Consider the following 25,696-nt stretch of genomic DNA (forward strand, 5'->3'; position numbering starts at 1 on the left):
CTCAACCTAAGCTGAGGGATTTGGGATATGATTGGATTTTATTTTACCAGTCCCAGTGCATTGGGGATGGTCATGGAAATGGCCGGCACATAGGTCACCAGTAACAGTATGACCGCTGTCACCGCAAAATATGGAAGAAGGGTCTTAAATACTTCCTCGATTTTCACATTCGCCACCTTGCAGCCGGTAAACAGAATGGGTCCTACCGGCGGTGTGATTGTACCAATGCAAAGGTTAAATACAATCATGATTCCGAAATGGATTGGATGCATTCCAAAGCTGGTGCAAATGGGCAGAAAAATAGGCGTAAATATAAGGATTGCCGGAGTTGGGTCCATGAAGGTTCCCACCACCAGAAGCAGCAGGTTCATAATCAGAAGAATCACAATCTTGCTGTTGGTCAGTCCCATGAGCACATCCGCAATAATGGCCGGGATATTGGTAAAGCTCATAATCCAGCTCATGATGGAGGATACGCCTATCATGAAGATTACAATGGCAGTCATCTTAACGCTGTCCAGCAGAATCTTCCTTAAATCCCTTATCTTAATGCTGCGGTAGATAAAGCTTAACAGCAGGGAATATACCACAGCAATGGCAGAGCCTTCCGTGGCCGTAAAAGCCCCTATGAGAATACCGCCAATGACAATCACAATCAGAAGCAGGCTGGGTATGGCTTCCCATACGGTTTTTAACACAATGGTGAGGTTGATTTCATCCCTGTTTCTGTAGCCGCGTCCGGAGGCCATGATTCCCGCAATCACCATTACGCCGATTCCCCACAAAAGGCCCGGAAGGTACCCTGCCATGAACAGCGCAGAGATTGACACGCTGCCTGCCACCGTGGAGTACACAATCAGGGTATTGCTGGGAGGAATCAGCATTCCTGTGGGAGCAGATGCAATATTAACAGCTGCCATGTAATCCTTTGCATAACCCTCTTTTTCCTCCAGAGGTCCGATGGTTCCGCCGATGGCTGCGGCTGCGGCCACACCTGAGCCGCTGATGGCGCCGAACAGCATGTTGGCAACCACATTGGTCTCCGCCAGGGCCCCCGGCATCCTGCCGCTTAAAATTTTTGCGCAGTTCACCAGCCGTATGGCGATACCGCCGTTATTCATAATATTTCCCGCCAGTATGAAAAAGGGTATTGCCAGCAGGGAGAAGGAATTCACGCCTGTAAATACCTTCTGTGCCGCTGTCCCCATGGCATTCTCAAAGGGAAGCACGAACAGCATGGCGATGGTGGAGGCCAGACCAATGCTGATGCTGATGGGAATTCCCAAAACCAGCATGGCCAGCACGCAGACCAGCATAACCAGTGCTACAATCATTGCCTGTTCCATAATTCTATCTCCTTTGTTCTTGGATTTCTTTCAGTTTTTCCGCCAGCTTTATTTCATTGTAGACAAAGTAGAAGAGGATGAAACACGCGCTTACAGGCACTGCTGAATAGATGATTCCCATGGGAATCTGGAGTGCCGCGTCCATCTGAATCATTTGGCTTGAAACCTGCTTATAGCCCCCGAATATCATGACGCCTGCCACAAATAACGCAACCATCAGTTCACCCAGCATTTCAACCGCCACTCTTGTCTTTGGAGGCATATGGTCGCGGACAAAGCCGATATTCATATGCTCCCTCAGCCCAAACACATAGGCTGAACCATACATAACCATCCAGACAAACATATATTTGGAAAGTGATTCCGTATATGCGTTGGGGCTGTTAAAGAAGTATCTCACAACAACCTGGAAGGTGACCAGGATTGTCATGACAGCCAGCAGCACCACGCATACCCACTCAATTATCCTGTCCAGGATTCTCTTTGCTGATTCCATGAGTCATGACCCCGCTTTCTGCAAATCCCTGTTAGTTGGCAAGGCTGCGAATTTCTTCGTATAATGTCTTTGCTCCCTCGCTCTTGCTTGTCACATTGTCGATAACGGACTGGCACGCTTCCTGGAACGGAGTGATGTCCACATCAATAAACTGGGCGCCTGCTTCCTCTGCTGTCTTCTTTGCGCCTTCCAGGTTTTCATCCCAAAGCTGGAATTCACGCTCTGTATATTCCTTGCAAAGGTCCTTTAAGGTCTGCTGGTCCTCTTCGCTCATTCCCTTTAAGGCAGCTGTGTTCATAACCAAAAGGTCGGGAATCATCAGATGACGTGTGTAGGAAAAGTAAGGAGCCACTTCATAGTGCTTTAAATCTGCATATGTAATCTCATTGTTCTCGCCGCCGTTGATTACGCCCTGCTGAATTGCAGTGTAAACCTCGCCCTGGGCCATAGGCGTTCCCACACCGCCCATTGCATCCAGCATGGCAATACAGGTCTGTGATTCCATGACGCGGATTTTGTAGCCCTTTAAATCTGCCGGGGTCTGAACCGGCTTGTCTGTATAGATACAGCGCGCTCCTGCTGTAAATGCAGCCATAACGCTGAAATTATTGGCCTCTGTGCTTGCAAAGATATGGTCCAGAGCTCCGCTGGTAAATACCTTTTTCTGATGCTCCACGCTGTCATAGGCGTAAGGAAGGCCTAATACGGCAAAATCAGGATTCACATTCTCCACAATGGAGTTTGCCACCATTGCCATCTGGATGGTACCGCTCTGTACCAGCTCAAATGCATCCTTCTGTGAACCCAGAAGCTCATTGGGGCTGATTTCAATTCTATATGCGCCGCCGGTTTTCTCGTAGAAGGCATCGCTCATCTCGGACAGGGCCAGGTACTGGGGATGCTTCTCCGACTGGTTAAAAGCCAGCTTTAGTGTGGTTGTCTTTACGTCCTTTTTGGCTGCCTCAGCCACGTCGGCCTTGGACTCCCCGCCTGCTGCCGGCGCCGGGGCTGTGGCGGCGGATGGGGACGCGCCTCCTGAGCATGCGGTCAGTGACAATGCGGCTGCCCCGGCCAATATCAGTGTTAATGCCTTTTTCATCATAATCATGTTCTCCTGTTCTTCCCTCCGGGAATCTTAACGTTTTCTTTACAGGATGATTATAAGCGTTTCCGCTTTAAATTGAACTACAAAAAATGGGCCATGTCCTATAAGAAATAAGACACGGCCGCAAGATATTGATAGTGCAAAAGGGCAATATTTTATAGTTTTGGTTTTACCGGGACTTCCGGCCCGGACTTCATCACTGCGCCAGCCGTTTACCGGCATATAAATCGCAGAATGCTTTATAATCCGGATTTTCCCATGTTTTTTCCTCAAAGTCAGTGTATGACACCACGATTGCTTTGAACGATTCAACGCCGCAGGTTTCATCAATGGCATACCCCTGGGAATCACCGTAGGAGCTGCCGGGAACCAGATTAATATTTTCAAATGAAACTTCCGTCACATAGGCCGGGTCGTTAAAGCTCATCTGACCCTTGATTTTTACAGGAAGGCCATTGGCGTCCCAGGCAGCAAAGGCCACCACCGCATCGCGGATATCATCCTCTGAATTATTCTGAATCACGGCCTGGAGCATATCCGGATACAGCGACTTATACCGCTCATCCTGGACCACGTACTTTGTGCTGCTCACAAACACGGGCTGCCCGGCCAGGGATGCCTCCAGTTCTTCAGAGTCAGCGCTTTCCACCTTTGTTCCCGGCGCGGTCCCGGACTTCGTAAAAGCAGCGTCCTGCATCTCGACCTCAATTTTTATATCATCGGAATACTTCTTCCCCTCATAGGCCGCCCGGAAGCTGTCCTCATATGGATTCCTCCATTTATCACCGTCAAACGTTTCAAACGACAGTATCATTGTTTTAAAAGATTCTACCTTGCAGGACTCATTGATGGAAAAGCCCGAGTTCTCACCAAATGTACTCCCGCCCACCAGATTGATGTCGTTGTAGTTTACCTTCTTAAAATAATCTCCTCCTGAAAAGTCCATGTTGCCCTCCAGCTTAACAGGAAGCTGGTTGCTGTCCCAGGCAACAATGGCGAGAACCGCATCTTTAATGTCTGAATCCGTATTATTCTGAATGACCGTGCCCAGCATATCCGGATACAGCGACTTATACTGTTCATCCTGCACAATGTATTCCGTCTTTACAACAGAAACCGGCAGACCGGCCAGCAGCTCATCAAATTCACTCACAGACAGTTCCTTTACCTCCTTTGGAGGCACTGTGGTTTCAGCCTCTGTGGTCTCCTTTTGTGTGGTTTCCTTGGGCGCTGCGTCTGCTGCCTCAGCCACAGTCGCCTGTTCCTTCTCCGCACCCGTTGCAGCGGTTGTTCCTGAACCTCCGCAGCCCCCTAAAATCAATACGACTGATAAAATTACCAGCAACGGTTTCCTCATATGTACATTCCCCCTTTTTTGTTTCATTTTAACACTTATCTGCAAAATCGTCCACTTAATTGTAACGCATTGGTAACTATTGGGAAATTTTTCCATGAATTTTTTCCATGAATTCCATTATCTCATTCTGCCAATCATACAGGATGTCCTTATCACAAAAAAATCCCATACCAAAAATCCCAGGCCAACTATAATCGTCAACCCAGGATTCCCTTACTATGTTTATAATATCTGCTTATTCTTAATTCTATTCCATTATTTTATGACTTATAATCCAATCTAATATTTCATCATAACCAATACTGCCATCTGCCACGCCTAATCCTAAAGCAATCCTGGCGGCTTTTTCTTCCACCGCAGGATAAACCTCTATCTCCCCAAATCCACTGGATATACTGAAAATAGCCGATTCCAACAGCCCCCTGTCTCTTAATCCATCCAGTCCGCCTGTTTTTTCTATAAGCTTCCATGAATTTTTATTACTTCATCTACTGTTAAAATTATCATTTAGCCAACTCCAGAAATGCTTCCATATTTTCTTCAATCAAAGTTTCTGCTGTCATTTCTAACTTTTTTTCTCTTGCCTCTCTGATTCCTTTTATCGCTTCGTATTCCTCAAAATCTACCACAATGTATCTGGGCTTATTATTTTTGAGAATTACAGCAAGACCATTTTCGTCTACAATATGCGTTACTTTAGAAAAATTCTGATTTGCTTCTGTCATTGCTACTAACGCTTCTGTGTTTACCATCATATTCATCACCTCAACTTTAGTTGATGCTAAAACTAGGATAAATACAACCTATTTTTTCAAATAATCATCCTTCTCCCCGCTACTTGTGATACGGCTCTCCGGAAATAATCCTGTAACTCCTGTAAATCTGCTCCAAAAGCACCACACGCATCAGCTGATGAGGAAATGTCATCTTAGAAAAACTCAGGGCATAGTCCGCCCGCTTCATAACGTCCTCCGACAGGCCCAGAGAACCTCCTATGACAAACACAATATGGCCTATGCCATCCACTCCCAGCCTTTGAATCCGGCCGGCCAGTTCCTCGCTGGCCAGCATCTTCCCTTCAATGGCCAGGGCAATGACGTAAGCCCCGTCTTTTATGTTAGAAAGGATGCGCTGTCCTTCCTTTTCCTTAATTTGCCTCTCAATGGCCTCACCGGCCCCGTCCGGCGTCTTCTCATCCGCCACCTGGATGATGTCCAGCCTGCAGTAGCGGCTCAGGCGCTTGGCATACTCCCTGATAGCATCCTCAAAATACCGTTCCTTAATCTTTCCAACCGTAACAAGGGTAATCTTCATCTGTTAAAACTCCAGTATCATATCGTACCACACAGCTCCGCCGTGAACGGATTTGGAAAGACCCGTATTCACATAGCCGAACGTTTCATAGTAGCCAATCAGTCTGTCCTTACAGGTAAGTATCAGCCCCCTGCGGCCCTGGTTCCTGGCCTGTTCAATCATGGCCTTCATCAGACGGGAAGCAACGCCCCGGTGCCGGTATTCCTCAACCACATCCAGGCCGAATATGCTCTGATAGGCCCCCTCCGGCTCATGGAGCGAGATATCCTCAAACATCTCGTCCCCAATGGTTCTCTCATTTGTGACAGCGCCATTGATGAACCCAATGATTCTGTTTCCGTCCTCCGCCACAAAAAAACTCTGGGGAAATGCATCCAGCCGCTCCTTCAGACTTTTCCTGTCTGCTGCCTCTGCTGCCGGAAAGCAGGCTGCCTCCACCTGTACCACTGCATCCAAATCAGCCGGTACCGCTGTCCTTATGGTAATACCATCCATCTTCTGTCCTCTTTTCGTGTCCTTCGCAGTCCTTATGCCTTTACCCTGAAATAGTATCCAACGCCCCACTTCGTATGTACATACCTTGGGTCGCTGGGACTGGGTTCGATTTTCTCACGCAGTCTTCTCACATGGACATCCACGGTACGCACATCTCCGCTGTCCATGGCCTTATTTCCCCACACATAGGTCAGAAGGGCCTCCCTGCTGTATACCTTATTGGGGTTGCGCACCAGCAGCTCCAGCAGGTCGAATTCCTTGGCCGTGAGATTGATTTCCCGTTCGCCGATAAACACCCTGCGGCTCTCTGTGTCCATCTTAAGGTCCCCTGCGCCAATGACGCCGGACTCAGGCTCCTCCCGCTTCTGACGTTTGCTCTTGGAGCTTCTCCGTATAATGGCCTTGATTCTGGCCTTGACCTCCAATATGTTGAAGGGCTTGCTGATATAATCATCAGCGCCGTATTCCAGTCCCAGAATCTTATCCATGTCGCCGCCCTTGGCCGTCAGCATAATAATAGGCATATCTGAAAATTCACGTATGGCCTGGCACACCTCATAGCCGTCGTACTTGGGCAGCATCACGTCCAGAAGCACGATATCGTACTCTGTCTTTTTTGCCAGTTCTATGGCCTCCTCGCCGTCATATGCACAGTCCACTTCCATCCCGTCCTGTTCCAGGCTGAAGCGGATTCCCTTCACAATTAATTTTTCATCGTCAACCACTAATACTCTTGCCATGTTCCATTCCCCTTATCTATTATTAAACGGCGGCCTGATAACCAAGGCCGCCTGCCGTCATTTACACTGTAATACTGTCCTTAATCTTCTCAAATGCAGCATCCTTGATACCGGATACATTCATGATATCCTCAATGGACTTAAATCCGCCGAATTCTTCGCGGTAATGTATGATGTCCTCTGCCCTGGATTCCCCGATTCCTCTCAGGGTCATCAGTTCCTCCCTGGAAGCCGTGTTAAGATTTATCCTGGCTTTAGAGCCGCCATTGCCATTCCCTGCGCTGCCGGACACCAAAACGCCGGCCGGCATACCGCCTGCGGACACGCCGGGCTGGTTCAGCCCCTGGGCCTTCCATTCCTCTGCCTGTTCACGGTCCGGCACCTGTATCTTCATGCCGTCCTCCAACTCCTGGGCCAGATTCAGATAATCCGGCGCCGCTGCTTCTGAGAATCCTCCCGCTGCCTCAATGGCCTCATATACCCGGCTGCCTGCGGGCAGACCGTACACGCCCGGCGTACACACCAGGCCGCATACGTGGATATACACCAGAGGTATATCTTCCTGCCCCGGCAAATGTTCTCCATCCGCACCGGCGGATAAAGCGTCATCCCCGCCTTCGGGCCCATCCATGTACTGCGGGCTTTCAATGCCCGCGTATTCCCCGGCAGCAGGACCACTGTCAGGCTCCAATGCCATGACCATGTTATCCGGCCCACTGTCCCGGTTCTTCACACTGCAGCTATAGCATATGCCTGCAGCCAACATACATATGACAATCACTGCCAGTTTCATTGCTTTGAAAGATGTAAGTTTCATCTTGGGCGGTATCCCTCCTTCCAGAGAGCACCGTCCCAGCCTGATACTCCTATTCTATCGGAAACCCCCTGCAAATACAAGCATAAATTTCCAAATTTTATCTTTCAAAAATCACAATTCCGCCTATGGCAATGGCTGCCCCAATCATCTTATTCCATGCAAAGGGCGCCTTCTCCACGCCGAACAGTCCAAACAGTTCGATGGCGTACGCAATAATAATCTGCGACACCACAATCAGAAGGGCTGCCTTGGCCGGTCCCAGGCTTCCCATGCTCCGGATGACTGTGTAAGTGATAAGGGCTCCCATGATACCGCCCACAAGCACATATTTGGGCGTCACCTGTATAATGCCGGCCACTGGCTCCCTGCCTGTAAACATCCATATAACCACACAGGTGATGAAGGCCGTAAGCTGTACCCAGCCAGCGGCCACCCAGACGCTGGTCTGCTTTGTCACTTCCGTGTTAAATACGCCCTGTATGCTCATTAAGGCGCCTGACAGCAATGCTATGATAAATCCCATGTATTATTTTCCTGCCTTTCCACTAATTTTACCGTTATCTTAGCATTCCCGCAGGTTTCTATTTTATTCTGGTATTCTTCCCGCATATGATGTATAATCGTTCCGTCAGGAGGCACAGCTATGCTATCATTCATAAAAACATTACTACAGGCTGCCGCATGGCCTATCCAGGCGCCTGAACCATATTCTGCCTTTCACATTCTGCTCTGCGCTGCAGGCATACCGTTTGCCGTTTATCTGGCCCGGCGGCTGTCATTCAGACACCTGCACCCTCATCGTGTGCTGTTCATCTGCGGCCTGTTTTTAGCTGCCAGTGAACTGTATAAGCAGGGCTTCCTATATTTTATCGTCAGCCAGGGCCAATACAACTGGTGGTTTTTTCCCTTCCAGCTCTGCAGCGTGCCCATGTATCTGTGCCTGGTTCTTCCCCTGTTCAGACATCCCCGCCATCGCCGTGCGGAAAAATGCATATGCACCTTCATGCAGGATTTTGCCCTTTTGGGCGGCGTCATGGCCCTGGCGGAACCCAGCGGTCTCATGCACCCCTATCTGCTTTTGACCCTCCATGGGTTTCTGTGGCATTTCATGCTCATTTTCATCGGACTGTACTGCGCCATGACCGGCCTGGGAGGCAGGACTCCCGGCGATTTTGCATCCATGCTTCCCCTGTTCCTGGCCTGCGTGTGCATGGCCACGCTCATCAATGTTGCTTCCCATCCTTACGGCAACGCAGATATGTTTTATATCAGTCCCTATTATCCAAACGGGCAGATTGTCTTCCACCAGATAGCCCTCACCATCGGTACGGCCGCCGGAAATCTTCTGTACCTGGCAGCCATGGTCCTGGGCGGCTTTATATGCCACCTGTTCCTGGGACGGCTGTTTTCCAGGCGGCCGGGCTGACCTATTTCCGGCGCAGCCGGGCTGAGGATATCCCGCCTCATTTCAGACAGACGTCCAATTTCAAACAGACAATCAGCATGAACAAAAAGCCGCCTTCCTCCGGTATACAGCCAGACAGAAGGCGGCCTCTGCAATGTCCTGTTTCCTTTTCTATCCTTATCCCAAATATCCCTAATACGTCCCCTTTTTCAAAAGTTTCCGCAGATACGCAAAGGTGGCTTCCTCCCCCTGGTCCTTCAGCATATGGAGAAGCTTCTCCAACAGCGCCCTGGTCCGGGGATGGACGGTGATGTAATTCTTTGTATACTCGTAATACTCCAGCGGGGCGGCGCTGGTATAAGCCTTGCCCTTATACACCTCGCAGGCAGCAATCCGGTCGCAGACCATCTCAGCCACATAGCGCAGCGGCATCTTATTGCCCACCAATCCCTCTTCCTTGTGGTTGGATATGTCTATCCAATACTCATAATGGTGTTTATTCCTGCCCTTGTGGTGGAGCCAGGCCCTGGAATAACCTACCGTCTCCCGCTCAGCCGCATTGGGGCTTCGGTTTCCCTGGTAGTACCTAACCCCGGTCCAGAATTCTTCCGGGCTGTACTTGGAGAGGTCATGGGTCAGCCCCTGCCAGTACAGGCCAATCTGAAAGCAATGCTTCCTGACCAGGTTCCTGTGCCTGGTGATGGTACAAAAATGGTTCCATATATTACAGATTTTCATTCAAATCCCTTCTTTACACAATAATATGCATGCTGTACTGCATTGAAATATGCTATAGTATATCATAAAATTCACCTTTCTGCCTGTATTTCTTTATATTTTAACCTTTGAACAACAGAATCTGAGGTTTATATAAATTGTTTATACTTAATGACCAAAAACGTTTGACACTTTTCAACATTTATGATATCCTTAGGACAGTTGCGAAATTGCTTGCAACATATCACATTTTTCTATTTTTTATATTTTTTGGAGGTATCGTAATGAAAGGTACAGTTAAGTGGTTCAACAACCAGAAGGGTTACGGATTTATTTCCGACGAGCAGGGAAACGATGTATTCGTTCACTACTCAGGTCTGAACATGGATGGCTTCAAGTCCTTAGATGAGGGCGCAGAAGTTGAGTTCGATGTAGTAAACGGAGCTAAGGGTCCTCAGGCTACAAACGTAACCAAATTATAATCAATGAACAACAGTGTACCTTTTTCAAACATATATCATCACTGATAGAGGTTGAAGTAAGTTATATCTGATTTCAAATGATTACAAGTAAAAGCCAGTCCTGCGACTGGCTTTTATTGTTATGTCCTTATATTTTAATAATTTGTACCTTTATGCTGCTTTGCAGCGGCTCTGTGATATATCCTGCCCTATCTGGCCTTTTCCAGCATGTCCTTAAGTTCTTCCACGGAAAACGTATAATTCTTATTACAAAAATGACAGTTCACTTCAATGGGCTTGCCATCCTCTATCATTTCCCCGATATCTTTTCTGCCCACGCTGATTAACGCCTTTTCCACCCGGTCCTTCGTACAGTTGCAGTAAAATACAGCCGGCAGCCTTCCGCTGATTTCCAGGCCGAATTCGCCCAGCACATATTCCAGTATCATCTCCGGTGTGTTCCCCACATCCAGCAATGTGGTGATGGAGGATATCTCCTTCAGCTTGTTCTCCAATCTGCCTATGATATCCTCGGAAGCCCCCGGCATCAGCTGGATGATGAATCCGCCGGACTGGCGCACCGTGTTATCCTTATTCATCAGCACACCCAGCGCCACGGAGGACGGTGTCTGTTCCGAGGTGGCGTAATAATATGTCAGGTCCTCCGCAATCTCTCCTGTCACCAGAATAGTCTGCCCCACATACGGCTCCTTAAGCCCGATGTCCTTGATGACGCTTAATACACCTACGCCCAGCGCTCCGCCCACATCCAGCTTTCCCTTTTCATTTGGAGGAAGCATTACCATGGGATTAAATGCATATCCCTTTACATTGCCCCTGGAATCCGCTGTCACGGTCAGCCCGCCAATGGGACCGTCCCCCTGTATCTTAAGGGTGAGCAGGTCATTTTCCCCCTTCATGTCACAGCCCATCATCACCCCGGCGGTCAGCAGCCTGCCCAGGGCGGCCGTTGCCACCGGGCTGGTGTTATGGGATATCCTGGCCTGTTCCACCAGGTCCCTGGTTGTAGCGGCAAAGGCCCTGATTTGCCCTTCTGCCGCAGTTGCTCTGATTACATAATCTGCCATACAATTCACTCCTCGTCTCTGATTGTCTTGCCCTGTTCCCTCATGATGATATAGATGCGTTCACTGTCCTCCCGTACCGGATTGCGGGTGCAGGCATCGTAAGCAGCAACAAACTCCATGCCTGCCTCCTCCGCTGCCTGCCTTACCTCCTCCAGGCTGTAGGCTTTCTGGAAATGGGTTTCCTCATACTTGCGGTACAGCTCACCCTCGCGTATAAACAGTGTCAGGTCATACTCATTTATCCTGGTTTCTTCGTCGTAGAAATTGTCCCAGATAAAACTGCTCTCCTCCCTGGCCTCTGCAAAGGTATTATCCGCCAGCAATTCCCGGTACTTATACTCTGTATTCAGGTCAAAAACAAATACTCCCCCTGGGTCCAGATAATTATTCACCAGCCGGAATACCTGCACCAAATCCTGGTGCTCCATGATATAATTCATGGAATCACATATGCTGACAACTGCCCGCACCGTACCGTAAAGCTCAAATTCCCGCATGTCCTGCAGGAGATAGAGAATATCCTGTCCCGAGGCCGCCCGCTTATCCATGGCCATCTGAAGCATTTCCCCGGAATTATCAATTCCTATCATATCGTACCCGGCCTTTGCCAGAAGCCCGGTAAGGCTGCCCGTACCGCAGCCCAGGTCCAGCACCAGGCCGTTCTCCACCCCCTGCTCCCGCAACAGCCCGGTGACATAGGAACACCACGCCTCATAGGGTACATTGTCCTGAAAAATGTCGTAGACCTCTGCAAAACTGCTGTAAGCTTCCATGTCTTCATCCTTCCCGGCAGCGCTGCGTCTCATTCCCGCGCCATCACTGAATCATTCAACTACAAAAGCGCCTGTCCGGAACAGTTCCGGGCAGGCGGGTAAAATCCTGGGCATTATGCGTTCTTTCCGCAGCACTTCTTATATTTCTTGCCGCTTCCGCATGGACAGGGGTCATTTGGGAAAATCTTTTTGCCCTTGCGCACTGTACCGGAAGCCTTCTGGGCCTTATACAGTTCCTTGCGCTTATCCGGTGTGAGGAGCTCATCCCACTGGGGAAGCTCATACAGCCAGTTAGCCTTTGCCTCTACCATATTGTAGTACAGCTTCTCCGGGTCAATCTCAATCTTAACCTCTGTGTCCTCTTCCATGGTTTCAATGGGGTTCTCATAACCCTTCAGGCTCTCATTGATTCCATCCAGGAAACCGGTCATGATAAGGATTTCCGTATTGTACTTCTCTGCCAGGTCCTTTACAGTGCCTGTGATAACCTCTGTTGGGTTAGAGAGAATCTGCTCATAGATTCCCTTCTCAATCTGAAAATATCCAGCCCACAATTCTTCTTTCTTTTTATCATCCAGGCCGTCGCCGTAAGCCAGATTTCTCCATGTCTCTAACAGTGCCATAGTAAAACCATCCTTTTTGTATTATTTATGTTCCAGGGGCTTCCTGTCCCGGGCGCCATGCCTCATCCTGTCTGCCGGACCGCTCCGCTGCCTGTCCATGGCCGCCCATAGACCTTAGTATATAACAAAACATAAGATTTTTCAAACATATTTTATTTTATACAGCCTTATCCTCCTAAAATATAAGGCATTTCCCTTAAATTCTAAGCCGCAGTTTTTATTTCGCCTGCAGATTGGGGGTATTTTTTCTGTTTTTCTGCAAATAATAAACCTGAATCCAATTCAATTTAAAAGGAGGCTTTACCATGAAAGTAAATGGAAAAAATGAGAGCATCAAATGTACCATCAAGAACTGTGCTTACAATGCACAGTCTGAGGATTACTGTACCCTGGACGCCATCAAGGTCGGAACTCACGAAATGAACCCAACCAAGAAGGAATGTACAGACTGCGAGTCTTTTGTAAATAAGGCTCAGTAATTCCATCCTCAGGGACTGTGTACAGGCAGGATATACCTCTGTCTGTCACAGTCTCTTTTTTAATCAATTTATCAGATAATAACATATTATCCACAACTTTTTCCACAACATTGTGGATAACCTCAGGCGTTCAAAGATTCGTCCGCATGTCCGTCAAAAAAGTCAAAAAGAAAAGCACCCGCATGGATGCTTAATATGGTTTCCTCTTTGTATTTGGTCCCATTCCTTCCCGTCTGGAGTTATGGGTCTGGTTCTGGTTTTCCGGCTTCACCTTTTCTGTAATACTGTTAAACATTTCATTTGACTTTTTCCTGGCCTGCTTTTCTTCTTCATACCTGTCCATATCCGTCTCCCTTCCGCCGCCTGTCCGCGCGGCTCAATCATCTCTGGCAACAGTATGCCCTGAAAAGAAGAAAAATATGTAAAAAGTCCGAAACTTAACTTGTATTTTTTCCCAACCGTGCTATAATCGAATCAATGGGGACATAGCTCAGCTGGGAGAGCGCTGCGTTCGCAACGCAGAGACCGCGGGTTCGAATCCCGTTGTCTCCACTATTTTTAAACCCACATAATTGCGAGAAACTACGTAATTGCGTGGGTTTTTGATTGTCTGAAATTGTTGTAATATCCTTATATGATTATGGAATATACAAATATATCCCACGATATCATACGAAATATCGCACGAAAACAGCGCATCTCCTAAAGCACAGCCAGCCATGGAATTCTTAAGCAGGAGGCGCAGAGGCTTGAACTTCGGCCTCACAGGCAATAAGCGGCTTTACGGAAATGATTTATAAGATATAGCTCATGGCTTTTAATAAATTAACACAGATAAAACTAACTATGACGCCAAGGGCCGGCACTACACAGGGGTGGACTCGCGGCTTCCGCTGGCCTTTTTTCCTGCGGGAAAACCCGGTGCAGAGGCGGAGATTTATTACAATCCAAATGACGGAAGAATTTTCTATTGCCCCGGCGAGGACATAAATGCCAGATACGGATACCTGATGTTCATTGGACTGTCTGGGCTGGCCGGCCTGGCTGTTTACCTTTTTCTTGTGCTTGCGGACTATCTCCATTAACCTGCCTGTGCCGGAATAAGCCGGATACGCTACCGCGTTACATGCCGGGAAAACCCGGAATACATATAAACATATTATCAGTTAAATCAATTAAACCAGGAGGAACCAAATGATGGACCATACAATATTTATGAAAGAGGCTATCCGCCTGTCTCAACTGGCTGTCAGCCATGGGAACGAACCCTTCGGAGCCGTGCTGGTGAAAGACGGTGAAATTGTGTACAGCAACGAGAACCAGATTTACACTGGTTTTGACCCAACCTTCCACGCAGAGGCCGGCTTACTCCGCCGTTTTTGCGCTGAGACGCATGTCACGGATTTGCGGGAATACACCCTCTATTCCAGCTGCGAACCCTGCTTTATGTGCTGCGGCGCAATGGTATGGACTAAGCTGGGCCGGCTGGTCTACGGCGCCAGCGATATTGATTTATGCGGCATACTTCATGAGGACGGCGCTGAATGCTGTAAAATCGTCTTTGAGCACTCCCCCTGGAAACCCCAGGTTACAGCAGGCGTCCTGAGAGACGAAAGCCTCAGGGTATTGACAGCCTATTTTTCCAGGCACACAAAGGGCTGAGGCATTACTCCATCAAACGTATTCCTTCCTCTGCCTGTTGTCAGAATGGCAGCTGCGCCGGTGTATACTGGACCGTAATCCATTTCAGCTCTGTAAACTCATCAATGGAATAGGAACCGCCTTCCCTTCCCACGCCGCTGTTCTTCACTCCGCCAAATGCCACCGTGGAATTATCTGATACCGTTGCATTATTAATATGAACCATGCCAGCCTCCATATCAAGGGACAGGGACATTGCCTTTGACAAATCATTGGTCAGCAGGGATGAGGAAAGTCCATATTCATTGTCATTGCACAGGCGGACAGCATCCTCTGCATCCTTTGCCTTAATAATGGAAGTTACCGGCCCAAAGCTCTCTTCATAGAAAATCCTCATGTCCGGCGTCACATCCTTAAGAACAGTGGGCTGATAATAGTTGCCCTCATGGGACCCGCCTGTCATCAGCACTGCCCCCTTTGAAACAGCGTCCTGAATCTGGCTGTCAATCATCCGGCACTGCTCCTGCTTAATGAGGGGACCAATGATGGTATCCTGCTGGTGCGGGTCCCCTACCTTCATAGTGCCGGCATAAGCGGCAAACATTTCACAGAACCGGTCATATACAGGCTCCTCCACAATCAGCCTGGAGGTACACATACATATCTGTCCCTGATGGAAAAATGCCCCGAATCCTGCAATCCTCACAGCCTGCTCCACGTCAAAATCCTTTAAAAGGATAAGCGGATTCTTGCCGCCCATCTCCAGGGAGTATTTCTTGAAAAGGACAGATGCCTTGGCGGCAATCCCCTTTCCAACGGCAGTGGAACCGGTAAATGCCACCATACGGACGCGTTCATCCTCAATCAGCTTGTTTCCGACTGTTTCACCGGAACCGGGAACCAGATTAAATACTCCCTTGGGAAGCCCTGCTGCATCCAGCGCCCTGGCTATCATAACACCGGAAACCGGCGTGGCGCTGGCTGGCTTGAGAACAAATGTATTGCCTGCTGCCAGGGCAAATACCACCTTTTTCAGAGCCAAAAGCAACGGGAAATTAAAGGGGGCAATCCCGGCCACTACCCCAAGGGGGAGTCTTCGAATCATGGATATCTCACCCGGCGCCTGCTGCTGGACCTGGCCAAATACCCGCCTGCATTCTCCTGCTGCTGCCCTGAATAAATCCACTGCAAATCCTGCTTCAAAGTATGCTTTTCCAAAGGCAGAACCGCTTTCTCCCATCAGCACATCCGCCACCTCATCCATATGCTCCTGCATCCAGTCAGCTGCTTTCAGGAGAATCTGCTCCTTTTCAGCGGCAGGTGTGCCGGCCCATGGCCTCCATGCCCTTTGGGCCGCCGCAATGGCTGCCTCCACCTCTGCCTCTCCGGCAAAATGTACCCGGGCGAACACAGAATCATCCGCAGGATTCTTGTCCTCAGCCACATAACCTGTCACAGTATCCTTCCATTCCCCGTCTATGTATAATTGATACTCCATTCTCAACGCCTCCTCTATCTCATCTTCAGCAGGGCTTTGATGGCTTTCCCGCTGTGGGATGCCTCAAATGCCTCATTAATCTCATCAAACTCAAACACGCGAATCAATCTGTCAAAGGGGAACCTTCCCTGTTTATAGTATGAAATCAACTGCGGAATAAAGAGCTTCGGATTGGAATCCCCCTCCACAATGCCTATGAGGGACTTTCCCTCACCCATAAGCTCCTCCTGAACCTGTATGGTCAGTTCTCCTGTAACGCCTAATACCACAGCTGTTCCCAGGAATTTAACACAGGCCAATGCCTTTTTCACAAAATCGGGCACACCGCTGGTATCAATGGCATAATCAGCGCCGCCTTCTGTAATTTTCTTGATTTCACTAACAATGCAGTCACATTTCTTCCGGTTAATGGTATGGGTGGCTCCCAGTTCCTTCGCCAGAGCAAGGCTCTCTTCATTTCCGCCCACAGCAATAATATTTTTACAAGGGCATAAATGAGCCGCCATAATTGCGCTCATACCCACAGTACCGCAGCCAAACACCACAAGGCTTGACCCGGCAGCCGGTTTAAGCCGGTTCAGGACAGCGCCTGCGCCTGTCTGTATTCCGCACCCCAATGGCCCCAGGATATCCAGTTCCAAGTCCTTATCCACTTTGATAATGCTGTTTTTATGAACAACAGAATAGGTTGCAAAGGAGGACTGTCCGAAAAAGGAAGAAATCTCCTGGCCATCCTTTGACAGCCGTTTAGTGCCGTCACTCATAACACCCCCAAAATTAATGGCATTGAAATTCTCACAGGCATAGGGTCTTCCCGCCAGGCAGTTCCTGCAGTGCCCGCAGTATCCGAAGGAAAATACCACATGGTCCCCCTTCTCGAATTCCGTTACCCCCTCTCCCACCTTTTCAACAATACCGCATCCCTCATGGCCCAGGACAGCCGGAAGGGGTACTGGAATCATCTGATGCTGGGCCACCTCATCCGTGTGGCATACTCCGCTGGCTGCTATTTTAACCATCACCTCTCCCTCGCGGGGATTCTGTAGGTCCAATTCCTCAAACTGGAAGGGCTTACCTTTCTCTCTCACAACTGCTGCTGTTATTTTCATCTGCTAAACCTCCTTCACTATTTTATTTTATCATCATAGCACTAATCGCGATAACTTAGAACAATAGTTTGTCTTTTAACATATTTACTATTTTTTTAACAATAAACAGCTAATTTTTTTACAATAATTGACTTTATTCGATTATTGTCACATATATTTTCCAAACAATTTTCATGCTCTGGCCAATATCATTTCCTTACATTCAACCAATCCCCGTTCCCTACCATGCCCCGGGCGGCTCCGTCACCTGGCTTTTATGATACTCAAATATCACCTTATAAAAATTCTTTCCCCGGTCCAGACCATATTTACTGTAATAGAGCCATATGGTCAATTTATCAGGCGTTCCATTCATCTCATTGTGCCGTGAAACAATGCCCTGAACCTTTTGTTCGATATGCCATGGTTTATATACGATAACATACAGGTCCGCTTCCCTGAAATCCGACCCGCTATGGGAGAATACTTTATAAATTCTGTAATCAGGCAGACGGATATAACAAACCGCCATAACCAATACTATTATCAGGCCTGCGGCGGCCAAATATTTTAATAACTTTTTCATTTCTCCCCCTCCACTACTATATAGAACGGAGAAATGCATAATTATTCCCTTTGTACAGTCAGTATGGTTGTATTTTTTACCACATTTCCGACACTTGTAATGTCATTAGAACTATTACAATAGAACAATACACAATATGAAAGGGGGAACCGTAGTGGTTTATGATTTTGGTTACAGGCTGCGGGAGCTTCGTGAGAGACGGAATCTGTCTCAATCACAGGTAGCTGCCCATTTAAATATAACGCGGTCTTCTATCAGTAACTATGAAAACAATATAGCCTATCCATCTACCGATGTTCTGTCCAGACTTTCCGTTTTATACCGTACCACTACGGATTATATTCTTGGACTGGACCACCGCAAGGTCATTGTATTGGATGGTCTTGACCCGGGACAGGAAAAAGCCATTGAAGATATTGTGGAGATATTGAAAAATCAGTTTAAAATATCTTCACGGTTATGAGCAGGCCATGCAGGTATAATGTCAGGGCGGGAGGACGGCGGCCGGCAATGGATTGCCCGGCTCTTTGGGCGGAATTGATTACCATGGATATGATTCCGATTCAGGGTTATGATTCATTGCAAGAACTGCTTGCCATCCTGCCCGACTATATGATATAATTAGTTTCGTTGGAGACATAGCTCAGCTGGGAGAGCATCTGCTTGACGTGTAGAGGGTCGCAGGTTCGAGTCCTGTTGTCTCCATGTGCCGAAAGTGCCGGAATCCTTTATTTCAAAGGGACTCCAGCACTTTTTTGATTGTTTACTGTTTGGACTTTTGAATACACCTGGGTCTGTTGAGAAAATGAAGTTTTGTTTTTCTCTCCCCATATTCATTACAGAAAATACATTCAGAAAGCATGGTTCTATTCCCTTTAATCCTCCTAACCTCCCCTTCTGTACCCAATCGTCCTAAGCATTAGGCGGCTCGATATCCCCGACAGTTATATGGAGGTCAATCATAGCTAATGAAATAGAAAAATTCACATTGCGCACTGACTCCAGATTAATGAAAAAATTCCGGATTGCTGCTGATTATAATGTTCGTTCTGCCAATCGTGAACTGGAAGTTCTTATGAAAAAGCAGATTGCTGAATTTGAGAAGGTGTACGGAAAGCTTGAACCTGATTGATTCTGCTGATTGTAAAAGAAGGAACCGAATTCCCATGTTGGAAACCCGTCTTAATGGGTTGGAATTTCAAACCAATTTGCCAATGCTGTGCAAAATCATAAGCCCTAAGGTTTTCATTCATCCTATCCAACCATGTTTTTTCTGAGTTCTGCTGCCTTTGCAAAAATAAGGTTTCTCTGCCAATCCGGCAAATCATCCTGACGCTTATTCAGGGCCTTATGTTTCCAGATTCCGTGCTCTACCTGCTTATAATAGGATTCAGAATCGCCCTGGAAATCCATATCCCATACCTCTGATACAATCTGTTTAGACTCCCCATTTATCAGTACAATCGCATATCCCGAATCTGTTTTTTCACATATGCAGGTAACCTCCTGGCTGCTTTCTGCATCAAAAGCCTGCTGCCATTTCAGCAGGACCTCTTCACGTTTACGCACAAGCATGTTTATCTGCTCTGTGACATCTTTCAGCTGCTGTTCACATTCTTTTAAATTCATCCTCTGTCCCTCCCATCCGTTATTAGGTACTCAGTATAGCATATTGCCTGTTAAAAATCCACTTGCATGGCGAATCATTAATAATCTTATGGCGGGTATTCTTTCCATGGCTCACAGCCAAATATCATTACCATCTCACTTTACTTTTGCAGCATTGCTGCCTTCTGCTGCCCATATTATCAGATTTGACACAGACGCAGGCGTGACAGCAGCCTCATTTGATATCGGCAGCAAATAGCGTTTCCAGCATCCCTTTTCACCATATCAGAGGCTGCAGTGGTACCCTGAAAAATGGTTTCTTCTCTGTATCCGTCGCCGACTCTGCCTGTACAATTGCCTCCATAACCCTGACCGGCGTCATTGGAATTTCATACATCGCAAGGCCTGTTGCATCCAATACTGCATTCCTTATTGCCGGAGCTCCGCCTAGAATCGTTGGCTCCCCTATCCCTTTGGCGCCAAATGGCCCTAAATCACTTTCAGATTCCACAATTATGGATTCTAAATGAGGTATATCCATGGAAGTGGGAATCAGATATTCATGAAGTGAAGCTTCTTTAACCATTCCTTTCCTTAAAAAACACTCCTCCATAAGTGCCCACCCAAAAGCCTGTGCAGCTCCGCCATCCATCTGTCCTTCGACGGTATCCGGGTTAATTGCTTTGCCAACATCTGTTGCCTGTACGGATTTACACACAGTAATCATACCATTTCTAGTATCCACTTCTACCATGACGCCATGAGCCCCATATGCAAATGTTACCCACCGCGTAGTCTGATTCCGATTATTGATATCCTTTTCAGTCATGGGTGGATACCAGTTTCCCACCTCTGCCAACGGCACCTGGGAAACCCTTGCTGCTGAAACAACTGATTTTAATAGTATTCTTTTTTCTGAATCCTTCTTAGAAAATATCACACCGTCTTTTATAGCTAATTCATCGGCATATTCCTTTAAAATGCCTGATGCAACATCCAGCATTCTCTTCTTCAATGAATGACAACCACTGATAATTGCATTTCCCTGAAATACAGTTGCTCTCGATGCAGATGTGGGACCAGCCTCAGGCGCACACATGGAATCAGATATCCCTATATTTACATCTTCTATGGAAACTCCCATTGCTTCTGCAGCTATCTGACTCATTGCAGCAATCAGTCCCTGCCCCATCTCATTCTGAGCCACATTTACACTTAAGGAACCATCCAGATTTAACTCCAGATATACATGACCGGCATCCTTTGGAAATGAACTTCCAGTGCCATACATATAGCATGCTATGCCCCTTCCTCGTTTGATATATGGATTCGAGTTATCCAAAGGCTTGTCCCAATCTAATGCATTCCTCACTTTCTCAATACATTGCCGTATACCCGACACATCATTTTTATTCATTTTCTGAGAAAATATAGTAGTAGAACCTTCTTTAATCAAATTTTTTAGCCTGAATTCAATCGGATCCATCCCTATTGTTCGCGCCATATCGTCGATAATGCACTCTAAGGCATACTGCTGTTGAGGCGCGCCTAATCCTCTGAACGCGCCGCCGTAAACATGATTTGTATATACCGACCGGTTCCTGACATTCACAACTGGTATTGAATAAGGCCCCCCTGACAGCAGCGCAGACCTATGAGGAATTACATCCACTGATTTATAAGCACCCTTATCGAAAATTGCTTCAGACTGCATCTCAGTAATACATCCCTCCTCATCCACACCAATATAATATCTTATGTAACTACGATGCCGTTTACTGGTATAACGAAATACCTCTTCCCGTGTCATTTCATACACGACCGGGCGTCCTGTAAAAAGCGCCAGAACTCCGGCAACCACGCCGCAATCCACGGACGAACACTCTTTCCCGCCAAAACCGCCGCCAATCAGAGGGCTGATTACCCTTATCTTGCTGACAGGCAAATTAAGCGCTTCGCATATACCTTCCCGCATACCATGCACATTTTGCACCGGGCAATATAAGGTTAATCCACCATTCATATAATCCGGTTCCGCAATTGCGATATCCCGTTCCAATGATGCGTGTTCTACAATAGGTGTACGAAAATCTGCTTTTATTTCACATGCGGTTTTTAAAAAGGAATTCTCCATGTCGCCTCTTTCGACCCGCACATCATTTGATACATTTCCACACTTTGCGGCGGCATACTCCTTTCTCACCAATTTTGCTTCTGGACAAATATTCCTGCAGGGGTTTGTCTCCCACGGCAGAACATCATACTCAATGCTTATAAGACTGACAGCTTTGTTCGCGGCCTCTTCCGTTTCTGCCGCTACAAAAGCCAATGAATCACAATCACATACTATCTCACCTTTTGCCAAAATTGGCTTATCCTTAAGAATATATCCATATTTAGGACTGTCAAATAAATCATCAGCCGTCAAAACCGCAATAACTCCAGGTACTTTCTTCGCTTCATCTACATCTATCGTTTTTATGCTTGCACATGCACAATCAATCCGGCAAACTTTTGCCACAAGCACATCTGTTCTCCCCGCAATCAAATCCGCAGTATACTTTGCATACCCAGTCACCTTGCTTATACTGTCAGGTCTGTTATATCTCTGTCCAATATATGACTCATTTAAAATCACTTAACTTCCTCCCAACTGTGGTTTGCAGTCTGCAGCCTTCTCTCTGCTGCCAATTTAACAGCGTTGACAATCTTTTGGTAACCTGTGCAACGGCATAGATTTCCTGATATTGCCATTCTTATCTCCTCATCACCGGGATTCTCTTTCTCCTCCAACAGCGCATAAGCTGTCATTATCATACCCGGTGTACAGTAACCGCACTGCACCGCTCCTGCATCTATAAAAGCTTTCTGAAGCGGGTGGAGATGCCAGGGCGTACCCAGCCCTTCAATTGTTACCACATTCTTCCCTTCTGCCATGCAGGTCAGATATGCACAAGAACGGACTGCCATATTATCAATCAGTACCGTGCATGCACCGCAGTCATCCGTATTACATGCCTTCTTTGTTCCCGTCAATAAAAATCGGTTACGTATAGTATCAATCAATCGTTCTGTCCCGTCTACCTCAATGCATACAGTCTTGCCATTTAAATTAAAATGTACTATGGGCATAATGCAATATCCTCCCTTGAGTTTCTGTAAAAGCCATATGTACAGCCTCAGCAATCGCATAACAGGTGGTTTCTTCTTTGTACTTTTTAAAATAACTTTCTCTCAGTCCTGCTTCCCGCGGAAAAAACTTCATAATAAGACTAACTGCATCATCTCGGTTTAATCCCACAATTCTGTCTTCGACGCTGGGCGCCAGAACTGCTGTTGCATTTAGCGCTCCTAATGATATAGAAGCACCCTCACATTGGCCTTTCTTATCTATTGTAATGACAGCACCAGCTATAATCTTAGCAATATCCTGGGACTTTCTGCGTGAAAATCTGGCGTATCCACTGCCTGTATTACAGCCCAAACTTGGAAAACGCATCTCCTTTATTATTTCATTTCTCTTTATATTAGTTTTATATGTATCAATATAAATATCCTTTTGCTTGACGATACGTTCCCCCCGTGAACTTACCAGTACCAATTCTGTGTTGAGAGCCAACAGCATGGACGCGCAGTCTGCTGAAGGGGCAGCCGTTGCAATGTTGCCAGCGGCTGTTGCAACTGAACGTATGGCCGGACTTCCGATACAGCTCACTGATTTAAGCAGTCCCCCAATTTTGTTGCACACGGCTGAAATCTGAATTTGGCGATAAGTCACATTACCGCCAATATGCACATACTGACCATCATCCGCAATCGTGTTCATACTTTTTATATTGCGTAAATCAATGATTCCCGTGGGCTGTATTTTTCCAGCCGAAATACTCGGTATGATATCAGAACCACCATTCACCAGCACTGCACCTTCATTCTCCTCCAAAAGTGTTACAGCTTCTTCCAGGTTGTCCGGATGAAAATATTTTGTTTCCATGAAGCCATTCCTTTCTTTTGATTCCCGATATCAGACGGGCTGCAGACTTTTATCATCCTGCCCGCCCGCCGTACACATTAAAACAAGCAAAAACACCCCACCAAAGCAGAATGTTTTTGCTGTCATGCTACAATTCAATCCTTCCGTCAAGTATATCTGCCACAGAGCCGCTGTCCACTGCCCATCCTAAAGACGCCTTGATTTGTTTTATGGCCAGTTCATGATAATCCTTTCCATTCATGCTTGCACAGCAGTCCTCAATGACAATGACGCTGTAATCCCGATTATATGCCTCAAATGCGGTACAAAGCACGCAATTATTAGTATTTGCACCAGCAAAAAATAATGTATCAATCCCCATCACTTTTAAATACATTTCAAGTGGGGTACCCATAAATGCACTGTACCTCTGTTTATGAACTATAATATCATTATTCGTTGCACCAAGCTGCGGCATAATCTCCATGGCAGGTGAATTCTCAGTATTTACAGGCCTTCTTATATGGCCTCCAATGCTTATTTTCTTTTCCATCTGATATCGCCAGAAAGGACTTGCCATAGACATAGTCTCTCCTGTCAGAGGGTTTATCTTATGACCTGTTCTCACAAATATCACAGGAAGATTACGTATTCGGAACTCTGGTATGACTTTTATAAGACCCTCAAGTACCCGTTCGCAATCATCCTCCGGCACCGGAAGATAGTTAAAATCATAATCAAAATGTGCCCGGGTCACATCAACAACAATAAGTGCAGCCTTTGAACTTTCCATATGCTAACTCCTTTATTTCTATTACTCAACCAACAGATTCGGAAGGAACATGGATAAACCAGGAAACAGTGTGATAATTACAAGTACTACTATTGTCAACATTATAAAAGGCATTGAAGACCTTACAATCTCTACGAAAGACAGTTTCATCACCTTAGTGCTTACAAACAGATTTAATCCAAAGGGAGGCGTACTCATTCCTATCGCTAAATTAGTAACAACAACATTCCCCAGAAAAATAGGGTCTATTCCAGCCTTTAACGCCAGCTGATACACCATAGGCATAATTATCACAATTGAGGATCCTGCTCCCATAAACATACCTGCAATAAGGAACATTATATTTATGACCAGCAATATCATCAATCTGGATGTACTGCCCAGCATCGCCTCCATAAGCTGAGGTATTCGTGCAAGTGTCATTACATACCCCAGAAGCTGACCTGCCGCAAGCAATATATAAATTGTACATACCGTTTTTGCACAATCACCGCAGATATCAATCAGCATCTTAAAATCCACATCCCTGTATATAACCATTTCCACAAAAATTGCATACACAGCAGATATTGCCGCGGCCTCTGTTGGCGTACAAATACCGGTATACATTGTACCAATAATAATAATCGGAAGCCCAAGTGCCCAAATAGAGTCCTTTACTGCAACACAGAATTCCTTAAAATTAATCCTGGGAAGCCTGGGCACCCCATGCCTGCGTGCATAGATATATACGTATACTGCAAACACAGTCGCCATAATTATGCCGGAACTTAAACCTCCCATGAACAGCTTAAGTACAGATGTATTGGTATTCATTGCATATACTACAAACGCTATACCAGGCGGAATCAGCATCCCTACCGAACTAACAGTACAAATAAGTCCGGCGCTGAATCCCCGGGGATAACCATTGTCAATCATTTCCTGATAAATCAGGGCCCCAATAATCAATATGCCCGCTGTAGATGCGCCTGATATCGCACCTATTATTATACAGCACACAATTGCCGTCATACCAATACCGCCGTACATATGGCCTACAATACTCCGGCAGAACTTCAATAACCGGCTGCCTATCTGGCCTTTCCCCATTACACTTGCCGCCAAAATAAAGAATGGCAGACATAGTGTAGAAAACTTATTAAGACCTGCTGTAAATGACGATACCGCCATTATCGGCTGCATATTAAGCACATTTAATAAATAATATGTACTGGGTATCATCATAGCGATAAAAATTGGTATACCAAGGAATAGACATCCCAAAAGAGCTATAATAAACATTCCCGCAGTCAT

33 protein-coding genes and 2 tRNA genes are annotated in these 25,696 nt (G+C 46.8%); 9 read left to right on the top strand and 26 right to left on the bottom strand.

The window, feature by feature from the left end; all coding sequences use genetic code 11:
• Positions 1–38: 38 nt before the first annotated feature.
• From I2H39_RS13725 to I2H39_RS13775, 11 genes are all read right to left on the bottom strand, one after another.
• Positions 39–1,346: a TRAP transporter large permease gene (locus I2H39_RS13725; RefSeq protein WP_138311217.1), complete on the bottom strand. Its 1,308-nt coding sequence runs from the start codon at positions 1,344–1,346 to the stop codon at positions 39–41.
• Positions 1,347–1,350: 4 nt separating this feature from the next.
• Positions 1,351–1,842, bottom strand: a complete 492-nt coding sequence (locus I2H39_RS13730; RefSeq protein WP_195626727.1) for a TRAP transporter small permease — start codon at positions 1,840–1,842, stop codon at positions 1,351–1,353.
• A 31-nt stretch (positions 1,843–1,873) separates the two neighbouring features.
• Positions 1,874–2,944 (bottom strand): TRAP transporter substrate-binding protein, encoded by a 1,071-nt coding sequence (locus I2H39_RS13735; protein WP_195626728.1) that lies wholly within the window; start codon positions 2,942–2,944, stop codon positions 1,874–1,876.
• A 199-nt stretch (positions 2,945–3,143) separates the two neighbouring features.
• Entirely contained in the window at positions 3,144–4,304 is a 1,161-nt protein-coding gene (locus I2H39_RS13740; RefSeq protein ID WP_195626729.1) for a DUF5780 domain-containing protein, read from the bottom strand.
• 247 nt (positions 4,305–4,551) lie between these two features.
• Entirely contained in the window at positions 4,552–4,719 is a 168-nt protein-coding gene (locus I2H39_RS29220; RefSeq protein ID WP_227146085.1) for a hypothetical protein, read from the bottom strand.
• Between the two features lie 88 nt (positions 4,720–4,807).
• A complete protein-coding gene (locus I2H39_RS13750; RefSeq protein ID WP_055659691.1) occupies positions 4,808–5,059 on the bottom strand; it encodes a type II toxin-antitoxin system Phd/YefM family antitoxin in 252 nt (83 codons plus the stop codon).
• Positions 5,060–5,138: 79 nt separating this feature from the next.
• A complete protein-coding gene (gene rlmH, locus I2H39_RS13755) occupies positions 5,139–5,618 on the bottom strand; it encodes a 23S rRNA (pseudouridine(1915)-N(3))-methyltransferase RlmH (protein ID WP_138311212.1) in 480 nt (159 codons plus the stop codon).
• Positions 5,619–5,621: 3 nt separating this feature from the next.
• Positions 5,622–6,113, bottom strand: coding sequence for a GNAT family N-acetyltransferase (locus I2H39_RS13760; RefSeq protein WP_138311211.1), 492 nt, complete (start codon positions 6,111–6,113; stop codon positions 5,622–5,624).
• Positions 6,114–6,145: 32 nt separating this feature from the next.
• Positions 6,146–6,853: a response regulator transcription factor gene (locus I2H39_RS13765; protein WP_138311210.1), complete on the bottom strand. Its 708-nt coding sequence runs from the start codon at positions 6,851–6,853 to the stop codon at positions 6,146–6,148.
• Between the two features lie 61 nt (positions 6,854–6,914).
• A complete protein-coding gene (locus I2H39_RS13770) occupies positions 6,915–7,670 on the bottom strand; it encodes a helix-hairpin-helix domain-containing protein (protein WP_138311209.1) in 756 nt (251 codons plus the stop codon).
• Positions 7,671–7,767: 97 nt separating this feature from the next.
• A complete protein-coding gene (locus I2H39_RS13775) occupies positions 7,768–8,193 on the bottom strand; it encodes a DMT family transporter (protein WP_138311208.1) in 426 nt (141 codons plus the stop codon).
• 120 nt (positions 8,194–8,313) lie between these two features.
• Here I2H39_RS13775 and I2H39_RS13780 point away from each other — a divergent pair, with 120 nt between their 5' ends.
• Positions 8,314–9,096 (top strand): YwaF family protein, encoded by a 783-nt coding sequence (locus I2H39_RS13780; protein WP_138311207.1) that lies wholly within the window; start codon positions 8,314–8,316, stop codon positions 9,094–9,096.
• 171 nt (positions 9,097–9,267) lie between these two features.
• On the opposite strand, the gene I2H39_RS13785 is transcribed toward I2H39_RS13780, so the two are convergent.
• Positions 9,268–9,813, bottom strand: coding sequence for a DUF5662 family protein (locus I2H39_RS13785; RefSeq protein ID WP_195626730.1), 546 nt, complete (start codon positions 9,811–9,813; stop codon positions 9,268–9,270).
• A gap of 263 nt (positions 9,814–10,076) precedes the next feature.
• Between I2H39_RS13785 and I2H39_RS13790 the strand changes: the two genes are divergently transcribed.
• Positions 10,077–10,274 (top strand): cold shock domain-containing protein, encoded by a 198-nt coding sequence (locus I2H39_RS13790; protein WP_002569705.1) that lies wholly within the window; start codon positions 10,077–10,079, stop codon positions 10,272–10,274.
• A 188-nt stretch (positions 10,275–10,462) separates the two neighbouring features.
• On the opposite strand, the gene hslO is transcribed toward I2H39_RS13790, so the two are convergent.
• From hslO to I2H39_RS13805, 3 genes are all read right to left on the bottom strand, one after another.
• Positions 10,463–11,341 carry an Hsp33 family molecular chaperone HslO gene (gene hslO / locus I2H39_RS13795; protein WP_195626731.1) on the bottom strand — a complete coding sequence of 293 codons (879 nt, stop codon included), beginning with the start codon at positions 11,339–11,341 and terminating at the stop codon, positions 10,463–10,465.
• A 5-nt stretch (positions 11,342–11,346) separates the two neighbouring features.
• Positions 11,347–12,114, bottom strand: a complete 768-nt coding sequence (locus tag I2H39_RS13800) for a class I SAM-dependent methyltransferase (RefSeq protein WP_138311204.1) — start codon at positions 12,112–12,114, stop codon at positions 11,347–11,349.
• 113 nt (positions 12,115–12,227) lie between these two features.
• Entirely contained in the window at positions 12,228–12,737 is a 510-nt protein-coding gene (locus I2H39_RS13805) for an SEC-C metal-binding domain-containing protein (protein WP_138311203.1), read from the bottom strand.
• Between the two features lie 305 nt (positions 12,738–13,042).
• Between I2H39_RS13805 and I2H39_RS13810 the strand changes: the two genes are divergently transcribed.
• Positions 13,043–13,216 (top strand): DUF1540 domain-containing protein, encoded by a 174-nt coding sequence (locus tag I2H39_RS13810; RefSeq protein ID WP_002575716.1) that lies wholly within the window; start codon positions 13,043–13,045, stop codon positions 13,214–13,216.
• Between the two features lie 190 nt (positions 13,217–13,406).
• On the opposite strand, the gene I2H39_RS13815 is transcribed toward I2H39_RS13810, so the two are convergent.
• Positions 13,407–13,559, bottom strand: a complete 153-nt coding sequence (locus tag I2H39_RS13815) for a hypothetical protein (protein WP_195626732.1) — start codon at positions 13,557–13,559, stop codon at positions 13,407–13,409.
• Between the two features lie 136 nt (positions 13,560–13,695).
• Between I2H39_RS13815 and I2H39_RS13820 the strand changes: the two genes are divergently transcribed.
• Both I2H39_RS13820 and I2H39_RS13825 read left to right on the top strand, forming a co-directional pair.
• A tRNA-Ala gene (locus I2H39_RS13820) sits at positions 13,696–13,768 on the top strand.
• Between the two features lie 642 nt (positions 13,769–14,410).
• Positions 14,411–14,878, top strand: a complete 468-nt coding sequence (locus tag I2H39_RS13825) for a nucleoside deaminase (RefSeq protein WP_207746816.1) — start codon at positions 14,411–14,413, stop codon at positions 14,876–14,878.
• Positions 14,879–14,918: 40 nt separating this feature from the next.
• Here the strand turns inward: I2H39_RS13825 and I2H39_RS13830 are convergent, their stop codons facing one another.
• The 3 genes from I2H39_RS13830 to I2H39_RS13840 all read right to left on the bottom strand — a co-directional run bounded on the left by I2H39_RS13830 (position 14,919) and on the right by I2H39_RS13840 (position 18,029).
• Entirely contained in the window at positions 14,919–16,355 is a 1,437-nt protein-coding gene (locus I2H39_RS13830; protein WP_195626733.1) for an aldehyde dehydrogenase family protein, read from the bottom strand.
• Positions 16,356–16,369: 14 nt separating this feature from the next.
• Entirely contained in the window at positions 16,370–17,464 is a 1,095-nt protein-coding gene (locus I2H39_RS13835) for an NAD(P)-dependent alcohol dehydrogenase (RefSeq protein ID WP_138311200.1), read from the bottom strand.
• A 220-nt stretch (positions 17,465–17,684) separates the two neighbouring features.
• The gene (locus I2H39_RS13840) at positions 17,685–18,029 is read right to left on the bottom strand and encodes a hypothetical protein (RefSeq protein ID WP_138311199.1); all 345 of its coding nucleotides are present in this window, start codon (positions 18,027–18,029) and stop codon (positions 17,685–17,687) included.
• Positions 18,030–18,165: 136 nt separating this feature from the next.
• Here I2H39_RS13840 and I2H39_RS13845 point away from each other — a divergent pair, with 136 nt between their 5' ends.
• The 3 genes from I2H39_RS13845 to I2H39_RS13850 all read left to right on the top strand — a co-directional run bounded on the left by I2H39_RS13845 (position 18,166) and on the right by I2H39_RS13850 (position 18,734).
• The gene (locus I2H39_RS13845) at positions 18,166–18,492 is read left to right on the top strand and encodes a helix-turn-helix transcriptional regulator (protein WP_138311198.1); all 327 of its coding nucleotides are present in this window, start codon (positions 18,166–18,168) and stop codon (positions 18,490–18,492) included.
• Positions 18,489–18,650 (top strand): hypothetical protein, encoded by a 162-nt coding sequence (locus I2H39_RS28855; protein ID WP_207746817.1) that lies wholly within the window; start codon positions 18,489–18,491, stop codon positions 18,648–18,650. The genes I2H39_RS13845 and I2H39_RS28855 overlap by 4 nt, the downstream gene beginning before the upstream one ends.
• Positions 18,651–18,661: 11 nt before the next feature.
• Positions 18,662–18,734 (top strand) — tRNA-Val (locus I2H39_RS13850).
• A gap of 58 nt (positions 18,735–18,792) precedes the next feature.
• Here the strand turns inward: I2H39_RS13850 and I2H39_RS29485 are convergent.
• Positions 18,793–18,891: a hypothetical protein gene (locus I2H39_RS29485; RefSeq protein WP_138311010.1), complete on the bottom strand. Its 99-nt coding sequence runs from the start codon at positions 18,889–18,891 to the stop codon at positions 18,793–18,795.
• A gap of 147 nt (positions 18,892–19,038) precedes the next feature.
• On the opposite strand from I2H39_RS29485, the gene I2H39_RS29490 reads away from it, so the two are divergent.
• Positions 19,039–19,161, top strand: coding sequence for a hypothetical protein (locus tag I2H39_RS29490; RefSeq protein WP_275892411.1), 123 nt, complete (start codon positions 19,039–19,041; stop codon positions 19,159–19,161).
• 122 nt (positions 19,162–19,283) lie between these two features.
• On the opposite strand, the gene I2H39_RS13860 is transcribed toward I2H39_RS29490, so the two are convergent.
• From I2H39_RS13860 to I2H39_RS13885, 6 genes are all read right to left on the bottom strand, one after another.
• Entirely contained in the window at positions 19,284–19,658 is a 375-nt protein-coding gene (locus I2H39_RS13860) for a hypothetical protein (RefSeq protein WP_138310951.1), read from the bottom strand.
• 256 nt (positions 19,659–19,914) lie between these two features.
• Complete coding sequence (locus I2H39_RS13865) at positions 19,915–22,275, bottom strand: xanthine dehydrogenase family protein molybdopterin-binding subunit (RefSeq protein ID WP_195626734.1); 2,361 nt, start codon at positions 22,273–22,275, stop codon at positions 19,915–19,917.
• Positions 22,272–22,769 carry a (2Fe-2S)-binding protein gene (locus tag I2H39_RS13870; RefSeq protein ID WP_138310953.1) on the bottom strand — a complete coding sequence of 166 codons (498 nt, stop codon included), beginning with the start codon at positions 22,767–22,769 and terminating at the stop codon, positions 22,272–22,274. The genes I2H39_RS13865 and I2H39_RS13870 overlap by 4 nt, the downstream gene beginning before the upstream one ends.
• The gene (locus I2H39_RS13875) at positions 22,750–23,628 is read right to left on the bottom strand and encodes an FAD binding domain-containing protein (RefSeq protein WP_195626735.1); all 879 of its coding nucleotides are present in this window, start codon (positions 23,626–23,628) and stop codon (positions 22,750–22,752) included. Before I2H39_RS13875 ends, I2H39_RS13870 begins: the two co-directional genes overlap by 20 nt.
• 127 nt (positions 23,629–23,755) lie before the next feature.
• The gene (locus I2H39_RS13880) at positions 23,756–24,400 is read right to left on the bottom strand and encodes an isochorismatase family cysteine hydrolase (protein ID WP_138310955.1); all 645 of its coding nucleotides are present in this window, start codon (positions 24,398–24,400) and stop codon (positions 23,756–23,758) included.
• Between the two features lie 21 nt (positions 24,401–24,421).
• Positions 24,422–25,696 (bottom strand): TRAP transporter large permease, encoded by a 1,275-nt coding sequence (locus tag I2H39_RS13885; RefSeq protein ID WP_195626736.1) that lies wholly within the window; start codon positions 25,694–25,696, stop codon positions 24,422–24,424.

The organism is Clostridium sp. 1001283B150225_161107_B6, assembly GCF_015556325.1.
Lineage (GTDB): Bacteria > Bacillota > Clostridia > Lachnospirales > Lachnospiraceae > Enterocloster.

Excerpts from the sequence above, each read along its gene's own strand:
- I2H39_RS13725 (WP_138311217.1), bottom strand. The coding sequence starts at position 1,346 with ATGGAACAGGCAATGATTGTAGCACTGGTTATGCTGGTCTGCGTGCTG.
- I2H39_RS13730 (WP_195626727.1), bottom strand. The coding sequence starts at position 1,842 with ATGGAATCAGCAAAGAGAATCCTGGACAGGATAATTGAGTGGGTATGC.
- I2H39_RS13735 (WP_195626728.1), bottom strand. The coding sequence starts at position 2,944 with ATGATGAAAAAGGCATTAACACTGATATTGGCCGGGGCAGCCGCATTG.
- I2H39_RS13740 (WP_195626729.1), bottom strand. The coding sequence starts at position 4,304 with ATGAGGAAACCGTTGCTGGTAATTTTATCAGTCGTATTGATTTTAGGG.
- I2H39_RS13750 (WP_055659691.1), bottom strand. The coding sequence starts at position 5,059 with ATGATGGTAAACACAGAAGCGTTAGTAGCAATGACAGAAGCAAATCAG.
- rlmH (WP_138311212.1), bottom strand. The coding sequence starts at position 5,618 with ATGAAGATTACCCTTGTTACGGTTGGAAAGATTAAGGAACGGTATTTT.
- I2H39_RS13760 (WP_138311211.1), bottom strand. The coding sequence starts at position 6,113 with ATGGATGGTATTACCATAAGGACAGCGGTACCGGCTGATTTGGATGCA.
- I2H39_RS13765 (WP_138311210.1), bottom strand. The coding sequence starts at position 6,853 with ATGGCAAGAGTATTAGTGGTTGACGATGAAAAATTAATTGTGAAGGGA.
- I2H39_RS13770 (WP_138311209.1), bottom strand. The coding sequence starts at position 7,670 with ATGAAACTTACATCTTTCAAAGCAATGAAACTGGCAGTGATTGTCATA.
- I2H39_RS13775 (WP_138311208.1), bottom strand. The coding sequence starts at position 8,193 with ATGGGATTTATCATAGCATTGCTGTCAGGCGCCTTAATGAGCATACAG.
- I2H39_RS13780 (WP_138311207.1), top strand. The coding sequence starts at position 8,314 with ATGCTATCATTCATAAAAACATTACTACAGGCTGCCGCATGGCCTATC.
- I2H39_RS13785 (WP_195626730.1), bottom strand. The coding sequence starts at position 9,813 with ATGAAAATCTGTAATATATGGAACCATTTTTGTACCATCACCAGGCAC.
- I2H39_RS13790 (WP_002569705.1), top strand. The coding sequence starts at position 10,077 with ATGAAAGGTACAGTTAAGTGGTTCAACAACCAGAAGGGTTACGGATTT.
- hslO (WP_195626731.1), bottom strand. The coding sequence starts at position 11,341 with ATGGCAGATTATGTAATCAGAGCAACTGCGGCAGAAGGGCAAATCAGG.
- I2H39_RS13800 (WP_138311204.1), bottom strand. The coding sequence starts at position 12,114 with ATGGAAGCTTACAGCAGTTTTGCAGAGGTCTACGACATTTTTCAGGAC.
- I2H39_RS13805 (WP_138311203.1), bottom strand. The coding sequence starts at position 12,737 with ATGGCACTGTTAGAGACATGGAGAAATCTGGCTTACGGCGACGGCCTG.
- I2H39_RS13810 (WP_002575716.1), top strand. The coding sequence starts at position 13,043 with ATGAAAGTAAATGGAAAAAATGAGAGCATCAAATGTACCATCAAGAAC.
- I2H39_RS13815 (WP_195626732.1), bottom strand. The coding sequence starts at position 13,559 with ATGGACAGGTATGAAGAAGAAAAGCAGGCCAGGAAAAAGTCAAATGAA.
- I2H39_RS13825 (WP_207746816.1), top strand. The coding sequence starts at position 14,411 with ATGATGGACCATACAATATTTATGAAAGAGGCTATCCGCCTGTCTCAA.
- I2H39_RS13830 (WP_195626733.1), bottom strand. The coding sequence starts at position 16,355 with ATGGAGTATCAATTATACATAGACGGGGAATGGAAGGATACTGTGACA.
- I2H39_RS13835 (WP_138311200.1), bottom strand. The coding sequence starts at position 17,464 with ATGAAAATAACAGCAGCAGTTGTGAGAGAGAAAGGTAAGCCCTTCCAG.
- I2H39_RS13840 (WP_138311199.1), bottom strand. The coding sequence starts at position 18,029 with ATGAAAAAGTTATTAAAATATTTGGCCGCCGCAGGCCTGATAATAGTA.
- I2H39_RS13845 (WP_138311198.1), top strand. The coding sequence starts at position 18,166 with ATGAAAGGGGGAACCGTAGTGGTTTATGATTTTGGTTACAGGCTGCGG.
- I2H39_RS28855 (WP_207746817.1), top strand. The coding sequence starts at position 18,489 with ATGAGCAGGCCATGCAGGTATAATGTCAGGGCGGGAGGACGGCGGCCG.
- I2H39_RS29485 (WP_138311010.1), bottom strand. The coding sequence starts at position 18,891 with ATGCTTTCTGAATGTATTTTCTGTAATGAATATGGGGAGAGAAAAACA.
- I2H39_RS29490 (WP_275892411.1), top strand. The coding sequence starts at position 19,039 with ATGAAAAAATTCCGGATTGCTGCTGATTATAATGTTCGTTCTGCCAAT.
- I2H39_RS13860 (WP_138310951.1), bottom strand. The coding sequence starts at position 19,658 with ATGAATTTAAAAGAATGTGAACAGCAGCTGAAAGATGTCACAGAGCAG.
- I2H39_RS13870 (WP_138310953.1), bottom strand. The coding sequence starts at position 22,769 with ATGCCCATAGTACATTTTAATTTAAATGGCAAGACTGTATGCATTGAG.
- I2H39_RS13875 (WP_195626735.1), bottom strand. The coding sequence starts at position 23,628 with ATGGAAACAAAATATTTTCATCCGGACAACCTGGAAGAAGCTGTAACA.
- I2H39_RS13880 (WP_138310955.1), bottom strand. The coding sequence starts at position 24,400 with ATGGAAAGTTCAAAGGCTGCACTTATTGTTGTTGATGTGACCCGGGCA.
- I2H39_RS13885 (WP_195626736.1), bottom strand. The coding sequence starts at position 25,696 with ATGACTGCGGGAATGTTTATTATAGCTCTTTTGGGATGTCTATTCCTT.